Origin of the sequence: Streptomyces sp. WAC 01529, from assembly GCF_003945545.1 — a bacterium.
GTDB classification, from domain to species: domain Bacteria; phylum Actinomycetota; class Actinomycetes; order Streptomycetales; family Streptomycetaceae; genus Streptomyces; species Streptomyces anatolicus.
The window spans coordinates 3,857,781-3,874,022 of record NZ_CP029617.1 but is presented as its reverse complement, the minus strand read 5'-3'; the positions used below and the strand labels follow the sequence as shown (position 1 = coordinate 3,874,022).

9 protein-coding genes and 3 rRNA genes are annotated in these 16,242 nt (G+C 66.3%); 6 read left to right on the top strand and 6 right to left on the bottom strand.

What is annotated here, in order from left to right; all coding sequences use genetic code 11:
• Nucleotides 1–161: 161 nt before the first annotated feature.
• Complete coding sequence (locus DMA15_RS17340) at nt 162–932, bottom strand: TetR/AcrR family transcriptional regulator (protein WP_125513725.1); 771 nt, start codon at nt 930–932, stop codon at nt 162–164.
• A 373-nt stretch (nt 933–1,305) separates the two neighbouring features.
• Here DMA15_RS17340 and DMA15_RS17335 point away from each other — a divergent pair, with 373 nt between their 5' ends.
• On the top strand, nt 1,306–2,664 hold the full coding sequence (locus DMA15_RS17335; protein ID WP_125513724.1) for an NAD(P)/FAD-dependent oxidoreductase: 1,359 nt from the start codon (nt 1,306–1,308) through the stop codon (nt 2,662–2,664).
• Nucleotides 2,665–2,849: 185 nt separating this feature from the next.
• The gene (locus tag DMA15_RS17330) at nt 2,850–4,520 is read left to right on the top strand and encodes an ATP-binding SpoIIE family protein phosphatase (protein WP_125513723.1); all 1,671 of its coding nucleotides are present in this window, start codon (nt 2,850–2,852) and stop codon (nt 4,518–4,520) included.
• 27 nt (nt 4,521–4,547) lie between these two features.
• Here DMA15_RS17330 and DMA15_RS17325 read toward each other — a convergent pair whose 3' ends face one another.
• Entirely contained in the window at nt 4,548–5,834 is a 1,287-nt protein-coding gene (locus tag DMA15_RS17325; RefSeq protein WP_125513722.1) for an MFS transporter, read from the bottom strand.
• Between the two features lie 123 nt (nt 5,835–5,957).
• On the opposite strand from DMA15_RS17325, the gene DMA15_RS17320 reads away from it, so the two are divergent.
• The 4 genes from DMA15_RS17320 (at nt 5,958) to rrf (ending at nt 12,341) form a co-directional block, all read left to right on the top strand.
• Nucleotides 5,958–6,506 carry a MarR family transcriptional regulator gene (locus tag DMA15_RS17320; protein ID WP_125513721.1) on the top strand — a complete coding sequence of 183 codons (549 nt, stop codon included), beginning with the start codon at nt 5,958–5,960 and terminating at the stop codon, nt 6,504–6,506.
• Nucleotides 6,507–7,172: 666 nt separating this feature from the next.
• A 16S ribosomal RNA gene (locus tag DMA15_RS17310) occupies nt 7,173–8,698 on the top strand.
• Between the two features lie 314 nt (nt 8,699–9,012).
• Nucleotides 9,013–12,138 (top strand): 23S ribosomal RNA (locus tag DMA15_RS17305).
• Nucleotides 12,139–12,224: 86 nt separating this feature from the next.
• Nucleotides 12,225–12,341: ribosomal RNA gene (rrf, locus tag DMA15_RS17300) — 5S ribosomal RNA — on the top strand.
• The 16S, 23S and 5S rRNA genes sit together here, the layout of an rRNA operon.
• A 67-nt stretch (nt 12,342–12,408) precedes the next feature.
• Here rrf and DMA15_RS17295 read toward each other — a convergent pair.
• From DMA15_RS17295 to DMA15_RS17280, 4 genes are all read right to left on the bottom strand, one after another.
• On the bottom strand, nt 12,409–13,080 hold the full coding sequence (locus DMA15_RS17295; protein ID WP_125513720.1) for a response regulator transcription factor: 672 nt from the start codon (nt 13,078–13,080) through the stop codon (nt 12,409–12,411).
• On the bottom strand, nt 13,077–14,327 hold the full coding sequence (locus tag DMA15_RS17290) for a histidine kinase (protein WP_240660224.1): 1,251 nt from the start codon (nt 14,325–14,327) through the stop codon (nt 13,077–13,079). Before DMA15_RS17290 ends, DMA15_RS17295 begins: the two co-directional genes overlap by 4 nt.
• 130 nt (nt 14,328–14,457) lie before the next feature.
• Nucleotides 14,458–15,276 (bottom strand): ABC transporter permease, encoded by an 819-nt coding sequence (locus tag DMA15_RS17285; RefSeq protein WP_125513718.1) that lies wholly within the window; start codon nt 15,274–15,276, stop codon nt 14,458–14,460.
• Nucleotides 15,273–16,211 carry an ATP-binding cassette domain-containing protein gene (locus DMA15_RS17280; RefSeq protein WP_125513717.1) on the bottom strand — a complete coding sequence of 313 codons (939 nt, stop codon included), beginning with the start codon at nt 16,209–16,211 and terminating at the stop codon, nt 15,273–15,275. Before DMA15_RS17280 ends, DMA15_RS17285 begins: the two co-directional genes overlap by 4 nt.
• Between the last annotated feature and the right edge of the window lie 31 nt (nt 16,212–16,242).

Genomic DNA, 16,242 nt, shown 5'->3' with positions numbered 1-16,242 from the left:
GGGCAACCACTCGTCCGAGGTGACTTCCCGCAATCGAGCACTACCGTTAACCCATTCGGGGAAGGCTCAACACCCGCCGATATAAACGGAGTTGAGCCTTCCGCCGTGGGCGGCGGGTGGCTGCGCGAAGACAACCGTGCCCGTGACGAGGGCCGTGCCCGTTACGAGGGTCGCGACCGCAGCCCCTCGAGCAGGATGTCGAGCAGCCGCGACGAGGCCGCCGCCTGCTGCGCCGCGTCCGGCAGCGAGGGCGCCGCCGTCGCTATCACCAGGAGCACGTCCGAGACGGTCACGTCCGGACGCAGCTCGCCCGCCGCCCGGGCACGCTCCACGAGCCGGCCGACGACATCGAGGAGCGTCGCCGTCCCCGCGTCCTCACCGACCGGCGCCGACTCCTCGGCCGGTGCCTGGCGCTGTTCCACGAGGCGCAGCTCGGGAGAGTCCGGGGCGGGCTGGCGCTGCTGCGGCACCCTCGCCTCGTCCTCCTGGGCCACGCCGTCCTCGACGCTCACCCGCAGCACCTGCGGCGGCAGCAGCCGCCCCGCGCCCGAGGCCACGGACGTCCGTAGGAAGCGCGAGAGCGCCGACCACGGCTCGTCCTCCTGCCCGAGCGCGGCACGCGCCTGGTCGGTCAGCCGGGAGGTCTCCTCCTCGGCTATGCGCCGGACCAGCACGTCCTTGCTCGGGAAGCGGCGGTAGACGGTGCCGACACCGACCCGCGCGCGGCGCGCCACGTCCTCCATCGGCGCGCCGTAACCCAGCTCGCCGAAGACCTCGCGTGCCGCGCGAAGTACATGTTCGAGATTGCGCTGTGCGTCGACACGCAGTGGTGTCGTGCGCGCTCCTTCCCCCATGTCACGTCCGTTCCCGCTGAGGCCGACGGCTGATGCCGACACGGCCGCGGAAGTCCAGTGGGTCTCCTGAATGCTCATACACGTTCCCCCGGTAATGACGTCTCCCCCCGGAGACACTCCCCGCCATTGGCAACCGGCGTGTAGGGAGCGTGCCCTTCCGCGAGCCCGGAAACTCGGCTCGACGAGCGCATCCCCCGACACCCCGACGTCCCACGAACATAGTTGAGCCTGAGTCAATTCAGAAGGGGTGGGTTCCGCACGGAGCGCCCCCCGATCGGAGTACGCACCGTTTCAGGCCTAATCGCACCCCGGCCGCATACCCCCCTCGCCCCCGCTGACCTGCGCGTCTACCGTGCTCCGGCGCAATCCGCCGGGCGCCCGCGGCGCACCACGACCGGTCATACAAATTGCCGGGCCTGTGGACAAACTCTGTGGCCGGGTGCGTCATGGGATGGTGAAGGAACCTGTGCGCATTCTCGTCGTCGGCGGCGGCTACGTCGGTATGTACACCGCGCTGCGGCTCCAGCGGAAGCTGAAGGCGGAGCTCAAGCGGGGTGAGACCGAGATCGTGGTGATCACTCCCGAGCCGTATATGACGTATCAGCCGTTCCTGCCCGAAGCGGCGGCCGGCAACATCTCGCCGCGCCACGTCGTCGTACCGCTGCGCCGCGTCCTCGACAAGTGCCGCATCGTCATCGGCGAGGTCGAGTCGGTCGAGCACGCCAAGCGGACCGCGACCTTCACCACGCTCGCCACCGAGGAGGAGGGCACCGGGCCCGTCGCCATCGCCTACGACGAACTGGTCCTCGCCCCCGGCTCCATCTCGCGCACGCTGCCCGTCCCCGGCCTCGCCGAGTACGCCATCGGCTTCAAGACCGTCGAAGAGGCCATCGGCCTGCGCAACCACGTCATCGAACAGATGGACATCGCCTCGTCCACCCGTGACCCCGCGATCCGCGACGCCGCCCTGACGTACGTCTTCGTAGGCGGCGGGTACGCGGGCGTGGAGGCGCTCGGCGAGCTGGAGGACATGGCGCGCTACGCCGCGCGGTACTACCACAACATCAAGGCCGAGGACATGAAGTGGATCCTCGTCGAGGCCACGGGGCGGATCCTGCCCGAGGTCGGCGAGGAGATGGGCAAGTACACCGTGCGCGAACTGCGGCGGCGCAATATCGACGTACGCCTGGAGACCCGCCTCGACTCCTGCGAGGACCGCGTCGCCGTCCTGAGCGACGGCGCCCGCTTCCCCACCCGCACCGTCGTATGGACGGCGGGCGTCAAACCGCACCCCGTCCTCGCCGCCTCCGACCTGCCGCTGAACGAACGCGGCCGCCTCAAGTGCACCCCGCAGCTGTCCGTCGAGGGCGCCACGCACGCGTGGGCGGCGGGAGACGCGGCCGCCGTCCCCGACGTCACCGCGGACGAGCCCGGCAAGGAGTGCGCGCCCAACGCCCAGCACGCGGTTCGCCAGGCCAAGGTCCTCGGCGACAACATCGTGGCGACCCTGCGCGAGCGTCCTCTCCAGGAGTACCGCCACAAATACGTCGGCTCCGTCGCGTCCCTGGGACTGCACAAAGGCGTCGCACACGTCTACGGACGCAAGCTGAAGGGCTACCCTGCCTGGTTCATGCACCGCGTCTACCACTTGAGCAGAGTGCCGACCGTCAACCGCAAGTCCCGTGTGCTCGCCGAATGGACCCTCTCCGGGCTCTTCAAACGCGAGATCGTCTCCCTCGGATCGCTTGAGCACCCCCGTGCGGAGTTCGAACTGGCGGCCGGTCGCGAGCGCCCGAAGGAGTCCTCCTGACCGGAGTCAGGAACTCCCCGCGCGGGACCCACGTCTGACGGATGTCCGTCCGGACCCACGGATGTCAGTCCGGTCGGCGAGACTGTCCGTGTGACCATGGTCCGGCCGCAAGGCCGACACCTGGGACGTCCGCCCTCGACATGCTGTGTTCCCGATCCAGAAGCGACACCACGAGGCCTACCGCAGTGAACTTCACGCGCTGGAGCGCCCGGCTCCCCGGAACGCAGCGCCGCGCAGCAGCGCGGACCGAACAGGCGATCGCCACGGCACCCCGAGGAGACGGCTCCGTCCCCGCGGCCCGCGCCGAGCGGCTCACCGACGGAGCCCTCCCCGCGCCCGCCGACACCATCGACCGACTGCCCGTCCGCGAGGTGCTCGACCGCATCCCGGCCCTCGTCGCCCTCGTGCACGGCGCCGACCACCGCATCGCCCACGTCAACGACGCGTACGTCGCCGCGTTCGGCCCCCGCCCCATCGGCGAGCCCGCGCGCGTGGCGCTGCCCGAGCTGGAAGAGCTGGGCCTGCTGCCGCTCCTGGACCAGGTCCTGCGGAGCGCGAAGCCCCGTACCGTCAAGTCCCGCAAGGCCCCCGGCGGCCGCTCGTACACCTTCACCTGCACGCCCGTGACGCTCCCCCTGGGCGGCTCCGCGGCGGGCCCCGAGGAAGGCGGCGGCGTCCTGGTCTTCGCCGCCGACGTCACCGACCACGCCGAGGCCGCCGAGCGGCTGCGCGCCAGCGAGCGCGCCCAGCGCGAGACGGCCGTCACCCTCCAGAAGTCCCTGCTCCCCCAGGAGCTGGAGCAGCCCGACGACCTGCGCATCGCCGCCACCTACCAGCCGGGCGGCACCGAGGCCGCGGTCGGCGGCGACTGGTACGACGTGATCACCCTCGGCGGCGGCCGCACCGCCCTCGTCATCGGCGACGTGATGGGCCGGGGCGTCCGCGCCGCGGCCGTCATGGGCCAGCTCCGCACGGCCGTGCGCGCCTACGCCCGCCTCGACCTGCCCCCGCACGAGGTGCTGCAGCTCCTGGACGGCCTCGCCTCCGAGATCGACGCCAGCCAGATCGCCACCTGCGTCTACGCCGTGCACGACCCGAGCGAGGGAAGCCTCGTCTACGCCTCCGCGGGGCACCTGCCCATCCTCGTACGCGACGAGAACGGCACCATCCACCGCGCCGAGGAACCCACCGGGCCACCGCTCGGCACCGGCGGCTGGCTGCACACCTCGGGCTCCATGCCGCTCGGCCCCGGATCGACCGCCGTCCTCTACACGGACGGCCTCGTCGAGCGGCGCAGCGAGGACATCGACGAAGGAGTCGCCTCCCTGGAGCGCGCCCTGGCCGGCGCCACCGGCACGCCCCAGGTGGTCTGCGACCGTCTGATCCGCGCCCTCGGCGTGACGGCCGACCACGACGACGACGTGGCGGTCCTCGTCCTCCAGCACCCGGCCCGCACCGGCTCGGACGCCGAGCTGTTCAGAAACGCCGCCCTGGAGCTGCTCGGCGGCATCGAGGCGGCGCCACGCGCGCGTGCCTTCGCCACCGGCGTCCTCGCCAGCTGGCGCTTCTCCCCGGACCTGCACGACCTGGGCGTCCTGGCCGCCAGCGAGCTGGTCGCCAACTCCCTCCAGCACGGCACCCCGCCGATGCGGCTGCGCCTGCGCCGCACCGACCGCCGCCTGATCATCGAGGTGACCGACGGCGACGACCACCTGCCGCGCCGCCGCCGCGCCGAACCGGCCGACGAGGCGGGACGCGGCATCGCCATCGTCGCCACGATCGCGTCGAACTGGGGCTCGCGCCGCACACCGGGCGGCGGCAAGGCCGTCTGGTGCGAGTTCGCGCTGCCCAAGTAGCGACCGCGCGCGGCGGCCGCACAGCGGTTACGCGTTCGCCGCGGCGGGTTCCGCGGTGGCCGGACCGCCCTGCGCCACCACCTGGCTCTTGGCCAGCGACGGCTGGTTCTGCACCGGAGTGAGCTGCCGCCCCATCCGCACCGCGAGCACCGTGATGCCCAGCGAGAACAGTACGAAGGTCACGATGTACGGGGCGTGCAGCGCGGCCCCCATCGGCCCGCCCACGGCGGGACCGACCGCGAGAGCCAACTGCTTCACCAGGGCGAAGGCCGAGTTGTACTGCCCGACCATGCCGCCCGGCGCCAGATCCGCGACCAGCGGTGCGACGGTCGGCGACAGCATCGCCTCACCGAGCCCGAACAGGGCGTAGGTGGAGACGAACGCGGCGGTGGCCATCGCCTGGCTGCCGTGCCCGAGACCCGCGTACCCCGCGAGGATCCACGCGAAGGCCCAGATCAGACCGACGGAGGCGATCACGCGGGACCGCTTGCGCCGCTCGACGAACTTCAGGACCGCGAACTGGGCGAGCACGATCATCGCCGTGTTGGCGGCGAGCGCGATGCCGAGCGTCGACGGCGAGATGCCCGCGGCCTCCACGCCGTACGCCGACAGACCCGATTCGAACTGCCCGTAGCAGGCGAAGAAGAGCACGAAGCCGAGGACGCACAGCTGCACCATGGCCTTGTGCTTCAGGAGCGCGCGCATCCCGCCCCGCGGGGCGGAGGCGTCCTTGGGCATGGCGTCATGGATGGACGGCGCGTGCGGCAGCCGCACGGTCAGCGCGATCGCCGCGAGCACCAGGAACATCACGGACTCGATGGAGAACAGCAGGGTGAAGCTGCTCGGCCGGTGCTCGTCGACGATCTGGCCGCCGATGAGGCCACCGATGCCGAGGCCGAGGTTCTGCAGGAAGAACTGCATCGCGAAGGACCGCGTGCGGGTCGCCGGCGTCGACGACCAGACGATCATCGTCGCGAGCGCCGGCTGCATGACAGCGGTGCCCGCACCGAGCAGGGCGGCGGCGAGGATCGCCGTCGTCTCACTGGCGGCGACGCCGAGCGCGACCGCGCCCACGGAGGCGACGACCGCCGCGCCCACGAGTACGGGGAGGGGGCCGCGCCGGTCGATGACGCGGCCGGTGATGGGCAGGACGATCAGAGCGGCCATGGCGAAGGCGGCGAGCACGATGCCCGCCGTACTGGCACCAAGATCCCGCACCTGCGCCACGTAGACGTAGAGGAACGGAACCGTGAACCCGATGCCGAACGCGCTCAGCGCGCTGCCTGCCTGAATGCGACGCATCGCTGCGTCCATCGCCCTGGTCACTTTCACCTGCCTTAGGAGTTAGAAGTGAAGACTTCGAAGCTAAAGTTAGGATCTAAACAGTACACACCGAAGGACTTCGATGCCAAGTGGGGGCATGCCATACTGCGGGCCATGGGTGACACCCCCGGCCCAAGTGAGCCGACACTTGAAGAGCAGATCGCCGCGTACCAGCGCGAGTTCCAGGACCTCGACCCCCAGGTCGAGAAGATCGTCTCGGCCCTCGGCCGCCTGAACCGCCGCATGAACGTGGCGTACGGCCGCCAGACCGCGACCCTGGGCATCAGCAACGCCGAGTGGGAGGTCCTCAAGGCCCTCGTCCTCTCCGGCGCCCCGTACCAAATGGGCCCCGGTGACCTGGCCAAGCGTCTCGGGCTCACGCCCGCGGCCATGACCCACCGCATCGACCGCATGGTGGGGGAGGGCCTGGTCACCCGCGACCGCGACGAGACCAACCGCGTCCGCGTCATCGTGGAGCTGACCGCGGAGGGCCGCGAGAAGTGGCTGGAGGCGATGCGCCTCGCCACGGTCTTCGAGGAGGACCTCCTCCAGGACCTCTCCGACGACGAGCGGGGCGTCCTGGACGCGCTGCTGACCCGTCTGCTGCGCCGGGTGGAGCACGCCCAGCCGGACGCCGGCGGACGCCTCAACGACCTCGACTGAGAGTCGCAGGGTGGGGGGTTGACAGTCATCCGCCCGACCCGTAAGGTTCTTCGGGTTGCCACGGAGCCGTAACGGTTCTGCGGCAGCACTCCCGCCGCTGATCGAGCGGCAAACCAAACTCGGCACAACCTCCCAACGGAACGCATTCGGCATGCCCGAATTCATTCCAAGGCTCGATTATGAGTCGCCGGGAAAACCCGCTAGAGTTTGAGACGTCGGAACGGCCCAACAGCCGGGAAGACAACCCCCGCTGACCGGGAATCAGGCCCGAAAGGATCTGATAGAGTCGGAACCGCCGGAAAGGGAAACGCGAAAGCCGAAAGGCCGGAGCGGGAACCGGAAAGGCACCGAGGAAATCGGACACGAAAGAGTCTGATAGAGTCGGAAACGCAAGAACAAAAGAAACACCGAAGGGAAGCGCCCGGAGGAAAGCCCGAGAGGGTGAGTACAAAGGAAGCGTCCGTTCCTTGAGAACTCAACAGCGTGCCAAAAGTCAACGCCAGATATGTTGATACCCCGACTCGCTTCGGTGAGTTGAGGTTCCTTTGAAAAAGTCCTGTACGGCACTGTCCGTGCAGGCGACACAGCGAGGACGCTGTGAACGGACGGGATTATTCCTCCCGACCGTTCCGCTCTCGTGGTGTTCATCCCGATTACGGGAAAACATTCACGGAGAGTTTGATCCTGGCTCAGGACGAACGCTGGCGGCGTGCTTAACACATGCAAGTCGAACGATGAACCACTTCGGTGGGGATTAGTGGCGAACGGGTGAGTAACACGTGGGCAATCTGCCCTGCACTCTGGGACAAGCCCTGGAAACGGGGTCTAATACCGGATAACACACGCTCAGGCATCTGAGTGTGTTGAAAGCTCCGGCGGTGCAGGATGAGCCCGCGGCCTATCAGCTTGTTGGTGAGGTAGAAGCTCACCAAGGCGACGACGGGTAGCCGGCCTGAGAGGGCGACCGGCCACACTGGGACTGAGACACGGCCCAGACTCCTACGGGAGGCAGCAGTGGGGAATATTGCACAATGGGCGAAAGCCTGATGCAGCGACGCCGCGTGAGGGATGACGGCCTTCGGGTTGTAAACCTCTTTCAGCAGGGAAGAAGCGAAAGTGACGGTACCTGCAGAAGAAGCGCCGGCTAACTACGTGCCAGCAGCCGCGGTAATACGTAGGGCGCAAGCGTTGTCCGGAATTATTGGGCGTAAAGAGCTCGTAGGCGGCTTGTCACGTCGGTTGTGAAAGCCCGGGGCTTAACCCCGGGTCTGCAGTCGATACGGGCAGGCTAGAGTGTGGTAGGGGAGATCGGAATTCCTGGTGTAGCGGTGAAATGCGCAGATATCAGGAGGAACACCGGTGGCGAAGGCGGATCTCTGGGCCATTACTGACGCTGAGGAGCGAAAGCGTGGGGAGCGAACAGGATTAGATACCCTGGTAGTCCACGCCGTAAACGGTGGGAACTAGGTGTTGGCGACATTCCACGTCGTCGGTGCCGCAGCTAACGCATTAAGTTCCCCGCCTGGGGAGTACGGCCGCAAGGCTAAAACTCAAAGGAATTGACGGGGGCCCGCACAAGCAGCGGAGCATGTGGCTTAATTCGACGCAACGCGAAGAACCTTACCAAGGCTTGACATATACCGGAAAGCATCAGAGATGGTGCCCCCCTTGTGGTCGGTATACAGGTGGTGCATGGCTGTCGTCAGCTCGTGTCGTGAGATGTTGGGTTAAGTCCCGCAACGAGCGCAACCCTTGTTCTGTGTTGCCAGCATGCCCTTCGGGGTGATGGGGACTCACAGGAGACTGCCGGGGTCAACTCGGAGGAAGGTGGGGACGACGTCAAGTCATCATGCCCCTTATGTCTTGGGCTGCACACGTGCTACAATGGCAGGTACAATGAGCTGCGAAGCCGCGAGGCGGAGCGAATCTCAAAAAGCCTGTCTCAGTTCGGATTGGGGTCTGCAACTCGACCCCATGAAGTCGGAGTTGCTAGTAATCGCAGATCAGCATTGCTGCGGTGAATACGTTCCCGGGCCTTGTACACACCGCCCGTCACGTCACGAAAGTCGGTAACACCCGAAGCCGGTGGCCCAACCCCTTGTGGGAGGGAGCTGTCGAAGGTGGGACTGGCGATTGGGACGAAGTCGTAACAAGGTAGCCGTACCGGAAGGTGCGGCTGGATCACCTCCTTTCTAAGGAGCACTTCTAAGCCAGGCTTGCCTGGTTCAGAGGCCACTACGTCGGCAAACGATCGACGGTGGTAGCTCATGGGTGGAACGTTGACTACTCGGCCTGGTTCTCGGGCCGGAGGCTTGTAAGTACTGCTCTTTAGGGCGTGGAAAGCATGATCTTCGGGCGGGACTGGTCGGGCACGCTGTTGGGTATCTGAGGGTACGGACTTGTTCCTGACCTCAATGCCGACCCCAGTACACTCACTGGTTTTGCTGGTGGGGTGATGGGTGGTTGGTCGTTGTTTGAGAACTGCACAGTGGACGCGAGCATCTGTGGCCAAGTTTTTAAGGGCGCACGGTGGATGCCTTGGCACCAGGAACCGATGAAGGACGTGGGAGGCCACGATAGTCCCCGGGGAGTCGTCAACCAGGCTTTGATCCGGGGGTTTCCGAATGGGGAAACCCGGCAGTCGTCATGGGCTGTCACCCGCTGCTGAACACATAGGCAGTGTGGAGGGAACGCGGGGAAGTGAAACATCTCAGTACCCGCAGGAAGAGAAAACAACCGTGATTCCGGGAGTAGTGGCGAGCGAAACCGGATGAGGCCAAACCGTATACGTGTGAGACCCGGCAGGGGTTGCGTATGCGGGGTTGTGGGATCTCTCTTTCACAGTCTGCCGGCTGTGAGACGAGTCAGAAACCGTTGATGTAGGCGAAGGACATGCGAAAGGTCCGGCGTAGAGGGTAAGACCCCCGTAGTCGAAACATCAGCGGCTCGTTTGAGAGACACCCAAGTAGCACGGGGCCCGAGAAATCCCGTGTGAATCTGGCGGGACCACCCGTTAAGCCTAAATATTCCCTGGTGACCGATAGCGGATAGTACCGTGAGGGAATGGTGAAAAGTACCGCGGGAGCGGAGTGAAATAGTACCTGAAACCGTGTGCCTACAAGCCGTGGGAGCGTCGCGTGCAGCACTTGTGCTGTACGTCGTGACTGCGTGCCTTTTGAAGAATGAGCCTGCGAGTTTGCGGTGTGTTGCGAGGTTAACCCGTGTGGGGAAGCCGTAGCGAAAGCGAGTCCGAATAGGGCGGTTTAGTAGCGCGCTCAAGACCCGAAGCGGAGTGATCTAGCCATGGGCAGGTTGAAGCGGCTGTAAGAGGTCGTGGAGGACCGAACCCACCAGGGTTGAAAACCTGGGGGATGACCTGTGGTTAGGGGTGAAAGGCCAATCAAACTCCGTGATAGCTGGTTCTCCCCGAAATGCATTTAGGTGCAGCGTCGTGTGTTTCTTGCCGGAGGTAGAGCACTGGATAGGCGATGGGCCCTACCGGGTTACTGACCTTAGCCAAACTCCGAATGCCGGTAAGTGAGAGCACGGCAGTGAGACTGTGGGGGATAAGCTCCATGGTCGAGAGGGAAACAGCCCAGAGCATCGACTAAGGCCCCTAAGCGTACGCTAAGTGGGAAAGGATGTGGAGTCGCACAGACAACCAGGAGGTTGGCTTAGAAGCAGCCACCCTTGAAAGAGTGCGTAATAGCTCACTGGTCTAGTGATTCCGCGCCGACAATGTAGCGGGGCTCAAGCGTACCGCCGAAGTCGTGTCATTCACACATATAGGGCCAACGCCTGTGTGGATGGGTAGGGGAGCGTCGTGTGCCGGGTGAAGCTGCGCCGGAAGGCAGTGGTGGACGGTTCACGAGTGAGAATGCAGGCATGAGTAGCGATACATACGTGAGAAACGTGTGCGCCGATTGACTAAGGGTTCCTGGGTCAAGCTGATCTGCCCAGGGTAAGTCGGGACCTAAGGCGAGGCCGACAGGCGTAGTCGATGGATAACCGGTTGATATTCCGGTACCCGCTGTGAAGCGTCAAACATCGAGCCCATTAATGCTAAGGCCGTGAAGCCGCCCTGATCTCTTCGGAGTTGAGGGGAGTGGTGGAGCCGCTGACCCAAGGTGGTAGTAGGTGAGTGATGGGGTGACGCAGGAAGGTAGTCCAGCCCGGGCGGTGGTTGTCCCGGGGTAAGGGTGTAGGCCGTGTGATAGGTAAATCCGTCGCACATTAAGGCTGAGACCTGATGCCGAGCCGATTGTGGTGAAGTGGATGATCCTATGCTGTCGAGAAAAGCCTCTAGCGAGTTTCATGGCGGCCCGTACTCTAAACCGACTCAGGTGGTCAGGTAGAGAATACCGAGGCGTTCGGGTGAACTATGGTTAAGGAACTCGGCAAAATGCCCCCGTAACTTCGGGAGAAGGGGGGCCATCACCGGTGATGACATTTACTGTCTGAGCTGGGGGTGGCCGCAGAGACCAGCGAGAAGCGACTGTTTACTAAAAACACAGGTCCGTGCGAAGCCGTAAGGCGATGTATACGGACTGACGCCTGCCCGGTGCTGGAACGTTAAGGGGACCGGTTAGTGCACTTTCGGGTGTGCGAAGCTGAGAACTTAAGCGCCAGTAAACGGCGGTGGTAACTATAACCATCCTAAGGTAGCGAAATTCCTTGTCGGGTAAGTTCCGACCTGCACGAATGGCGTAACGACTTCTCGACTGTCTCAACCATAGGCCCGGTGAAATTGCACTACGAGTAAAGATGCTCGTTTCGCGCAGAAGGACGGAAAGACCCCGGGACCTTTACTATAGTTTGATATTGGTGTTCGGTTCGGCTTGTGTAGGATAGGTGGGAGACTTTGAAGCGGGCACGCCAGTGTTCGTGGAGTCGCCGTTGAAATACCACTCTGGTCGTGCTGGATGTCTAACCTCGGTCCGTGATCCGGATCAGGGACAGTGTCTGATGGGTAGTTTAACTGGGGCGGTTGCCTCCCAAAGAGTAACGGAGGCGCCCAAAGGTTCCCTCAGCCTGGTTGGTAATCAGGTGTTGAGTGTAAGTGCACAAGGGAGCTTGACTGTGAGACCGACGGGTCGAGCAGGGACGAAAGTCGGGACTAGTGACCCGGCGGTGGCTTGTGGAAGCGCCGTCGCTCAACGGATAAAAGGTACCCCGGGGATAACAGGCTGATCTTCCCCAAGAGTCCATATCGACGGGATGGTTTGGCACCTCGATGTCGGCTCGTCGCATCCTGGGGCTGGAGTCGGTCCCAAGGGTTGGGCTGTTCGCCCATTAAAGCGGTACGCGAGCTGGGTTTAGAACGTCGTGAGACAGTTCGGTCCCTATCCTCTGTGCGCGTAGGAATATTGAGAAGGGCTGTCCCTAGTACGAGAGGACCGGGACGGACGAACCTCTGGTGTGCCAGTTGTCCTGCCAAGGGCATGGCTGGTTGGCTACGTTCGGAAAGGATAACCGCTGAAAGCATCTAAGCGGGAAGCCTGCTTCGAGATGAGTATTCCCACCCCCTTTGAGGGGTTAAGGCTCCCAGTAGACGACTGGGTTGATAGGCCAGATCTGGAAGCCCGGTAACGGGTGGAGGTGACTGGTACTAATAGGCCGAGGGCTTGTCCTCAGTTGCTCGCGTCCACTGTGTTGGTTCTGAAACCACGAACAACCCCGTCATGCCACATGGCGGTGCGGTTGTCAGTTTCATAGTGTTTCGGTGGTCATAGCGTGAGGGAAACGCCCGGTTACATTCCGAACCCGGAAGCTAAGCCTCATAGCGCCGATGGTACTGCAGGGGGGACCCTGTGGGAGAGTAGGACGCCGCCGAACTAATTTTGAATGGGAAACCCCCGCACCTTTTGGTGCGGGGGTTTTCTGCGTTCCGGGGCGGGGTGGTTTATGCGGGCGTCACCAATTTCGTGTCGTACGCGAGTATCACCGCCTGCACCCTGTCCCGCGCCCCCGTCTTCGCGAGGATGCGGCCCACGTGCGTCTTCACCGTGGATTCCGCGAGGTGCAGGCGGGCCGAGATCTCCGCGTTCGTCCAGCCCTGGCCCATGACCGTGAGGATTTCGCGTTCCCGGTCGGTGAGGGAGGCGAGGCGTGGGTGGGTCGCTGGGGCGGCGGGGGCGGAGCCTGCGGCCGGGAGATGGTCGGCGTACGCGTCCAGGAGGCGGCGGGTCAGGCTGGGGGCGACCACCGCGTCGCCCGAGGCGACCGCGCGGATTCCGGAGAGGAGTTCCTCGGGGAGGGCGTCCTTGATGAGGAAGCCGGAGGCTCCCGCGCGCAGACCGTCGTACGCGTACTCGTCGAGGTCGAACGTCGTGAGGATGAGGACGCGCGTGCGGTCGCCCGAGGCGACGATGCGGCGGGTGGCCTCGATGCCGTCGAGGCCCGGCATGCGGATGTCCATCAGGACCACGTCCGGGTGGAGTTCGGCGGTCATGCGGACCGCCTCGCTGCCGTTGCCGGCCTCGCCCGCCACCGTCATGTCGTCCTGGCTCTCCAGGAGCATGCGGAAGCCGAAGCGCTGCATGGGCTGATCGTCGACGATGAGCACGGTCGTCACGGTGTCTCGCTGTCCTTCGGAAGATGGAGGTGGACCCGCCAGCCGCCCGGCGGACGGGGGAGCGGGCCGGCCTCAAGTGTGCCGCCGTACAAGGAAGTTCGCTCCCGCATACCGGTCAGACCGCGGCCGCCACCCGGCGCCGGGACGCCACCGTTGCCGGTGTCCGTGCCGGTGTCCGTGCCGGTGTCCGTGATGTCCACCGTGACGCCGTCGTCGGTGTACGCGATGTCGACGGTGGCGGTCGCGTGGGGGCCGCCGTGCTTGAGGGTGTTCGTGAGGGCTTCCTGTATGACGCGGTAGACGGTGAGCTGGCGGCCCGCCGGGATGGTGGCGGGGTCGCCGCGCACGGTGTGGCGCACCGGGAGGCCCGCGGACCGTACGCCGTCGAGGAGTTGGGCCAGGTCGGTCAGGGCGGGCTGCGGGGCGCGGGCGGCTGCGGCGGGGGTGTCGTCGCTCAGGACGTCCAGGAGGCGGCGGAGTTCGGCGAGGGCCTGGCGGCTGGTCGTGCCGATGGCTTCGAGGGCCTGCGCGGCGCGCTCGGGGGACTTGGCCGCGGCGTACGAACCGCCGTCCGCGAGGCCCGTGATGACGGAGAGGTTGTGGCCGATGATGTCGTGCATCTCGCGGGCGATACGGGTGCGTTCTGCGGCCGTGGCGAGCTGGGCCTGCTGGTCGCGCTCCACCTCCAGCTGCCGGGCGCGCTCCACGAGGGCCTGGGTGTGGTCCTGGCGGGAGCGGACCGCGATGCCGGCGAGGGCGACGAGGGCGAAGGACCAGATCTGGGGGACGATCAGCTCGTACCAGCTGTCCTTCGGGTAGGTGAAGACGCAGGCCGCCATGGGCAGTACGGTCATCGCGGCCGCCCGGCCGAGCGTCTTCAGGGGCAGCCGCAGGGCGATGTGGAAGACCACGATGAACTGGATCAGGGCGGCTTGGAGCCAGGCGCCCGTCCAGTTGCTGACCGCGGTCGCCACTGACATGACCGCGAGGGCGCCCAGCGGGTGGCGGCGGCGCCACAGGAGCGGCACCGAGAGGGCGAGGCTCATCAGGAAGACCTGGCCCTGGGCCACGCGCGGGTCGGCCGCCGTGTTGCGCCACCCGCCGTTGCCGTCGATGAGGGCGGCGGTGACGAAGAACGCCGTCACCAGTACGTCCCAGAGGAGCGGGCGGCGCCTGTCGAAGGCGCGGACGCGCTGGGTCAGGCGCTGGAGGTACCGGGTGAGGGGGTGCGGCGCGGTCACCGGCACCTCCTTGGGTACGGTCACCGTCACCTCCTTGAGTACGGCCCTGTCCTCGGTCACCGGCTCATCCTCGGTCACGGCCGCACTCCCGTACATGGGGTTTTCGTGGATGGGTGGACGGGCGGGCGGGTGTGCGTCATACGTCCCGTCGCCTGAGCAGTACGGACGCGGCGCCGATGATCACCGCCGCCCAGAGGGTGAGGGTGAGCAGGGCCGTGCCGGGGGCGATCGCGTTCTCCACGCGGGCCACCGAGCCGAGCGCGCTCGCCGACTGCGCGGGGAAGTAGCGGATGGCGGTCTCCACGGCGCCGAAGGGCAGCATCGACATGACCTCCGGCAGGATCAGCACCGCGCCGACGAACGCGCCGATGGCGCCGGGCACCGAGCGGAGCAGGGCGCCGAGGCCGAGCGCGATGAGGCTGAGCAGGGTGAGGGCGGCGGCGCTGGTCAGGAGGGCGGTGAGGACGCCGTCGTCGGTGAGGGCGAGGGCCTTGTCGGTGCCGGAGAGCCAGATCTGGGCGGTGAGGAACGTGGCGACGTTGGTGACCGCGCACGCCGTGAAGGCGACGGCCGTGAAGATCGCGGCCTTGGACCAAAGGACCGGCAGGCGGCGCGGGACGGCGGTGAGGGAGGCCCGGATCATGCCCGTGGAGTACTCGCCCGCGGTGACGAGGATGCCGAGGACGGCGAGGCAGATCTGGGAGAGCTGGGTGCCGAAGAGGGTGAAGACGACCGTGTCGATCTCGGCGTCGTCGCCGTCGTAGGTGGAGCCCATCATGATGCCGACGGCCATGACCAGGGCGGACGCGGTGATCAGGGTGATCCAGGTGGAACGGAGCGTCCACAGCTTGTGCCATTCCGAGCGCAGGATGCCTCGGGGGCTCAGGCGGTAGGCGGGGGTAGGGGTGGGCGCGGCGACGGGGGCGGTGGTGCTGGTGGGCGTGAGGGTGCTCATGCCGTGGCTCCTTCCGGCTGGGGGGCGGTCGTCGTGGTGGCGTACTCGACGGAGTCGCGGGTGAGGTCCATGAACGCCTGCTCCAACGACGCGGTGTGCGGGGTGAGTTCGCGGAGCGGGATGCCGTGGGCGGCGGCGGTGCGGCCGATGTGCTCGGCGTCCGTGCCGCGTACGTCGAGGACGCCGGGGGTGTCGGTGGTGATCTGTATGCCGGGGCCGGCGAGGAGTTCGCTCAGGAGTCCGGCTTCGGGGGTGGCGACCTTGACGGCACCGGAGCCGGAGTCGCGTACGAAGCGTTCGACGGTGGTGTCGGCGAGGAGCTTGCCGCGGCCGATGATGATCAGGTGGTCGGCGGTCAGCGCCATCTCGCTCATGAGGTGCGAGGAGATGAGGACCGTACGGCCTTCGGCGGCGAGGGACTTGAGGAGGTTGCGGATCCACAGGACGCCCTCGGGGTCGAGGCCGTTGACGGGCTCGTCGAGGATGACCGTGGCCGGGTCGCCGAGCAGGGCGGCGGCGATGCCGAGGCGCTGGCCCATGCCGAGGGAGAAGCCCTTGACGCGTCTGCGGGCGACCTCGTCGATGCCCGCGAGGCGCAGGACCGCCTCGACGCGGCTCCTGGGGATGGAGTGGGTGTGGGCGAGCGCCATCAGGTGGTGGTACGCGGAGCGGCCGGGGTGGACGGAGCGGGCTTCGAGGAGGGCGCCCACCTCGTGCAGGGGTGCGGGGTGGGCGGCGTAGGCGCGGTCGCCGATGGTGGCGCGGCCGCGGGTGGGGGCGTCGAGGCCGAGGAGCATCCGCATGGTGGTGGATTTGCCTGCGCCGTTGGGGCCGAGGAAGCCGGTGACGGTGCCGGGGAGGACCTCGAAGGTGAGGTCGTCGACGACGGTCTTGTCGCCGTAGCGTTTGGTCAGTCCGTGGGCTCTGATCGTCATGTCTTCGATGCTGGCCCGCGCGGGGGCGCGG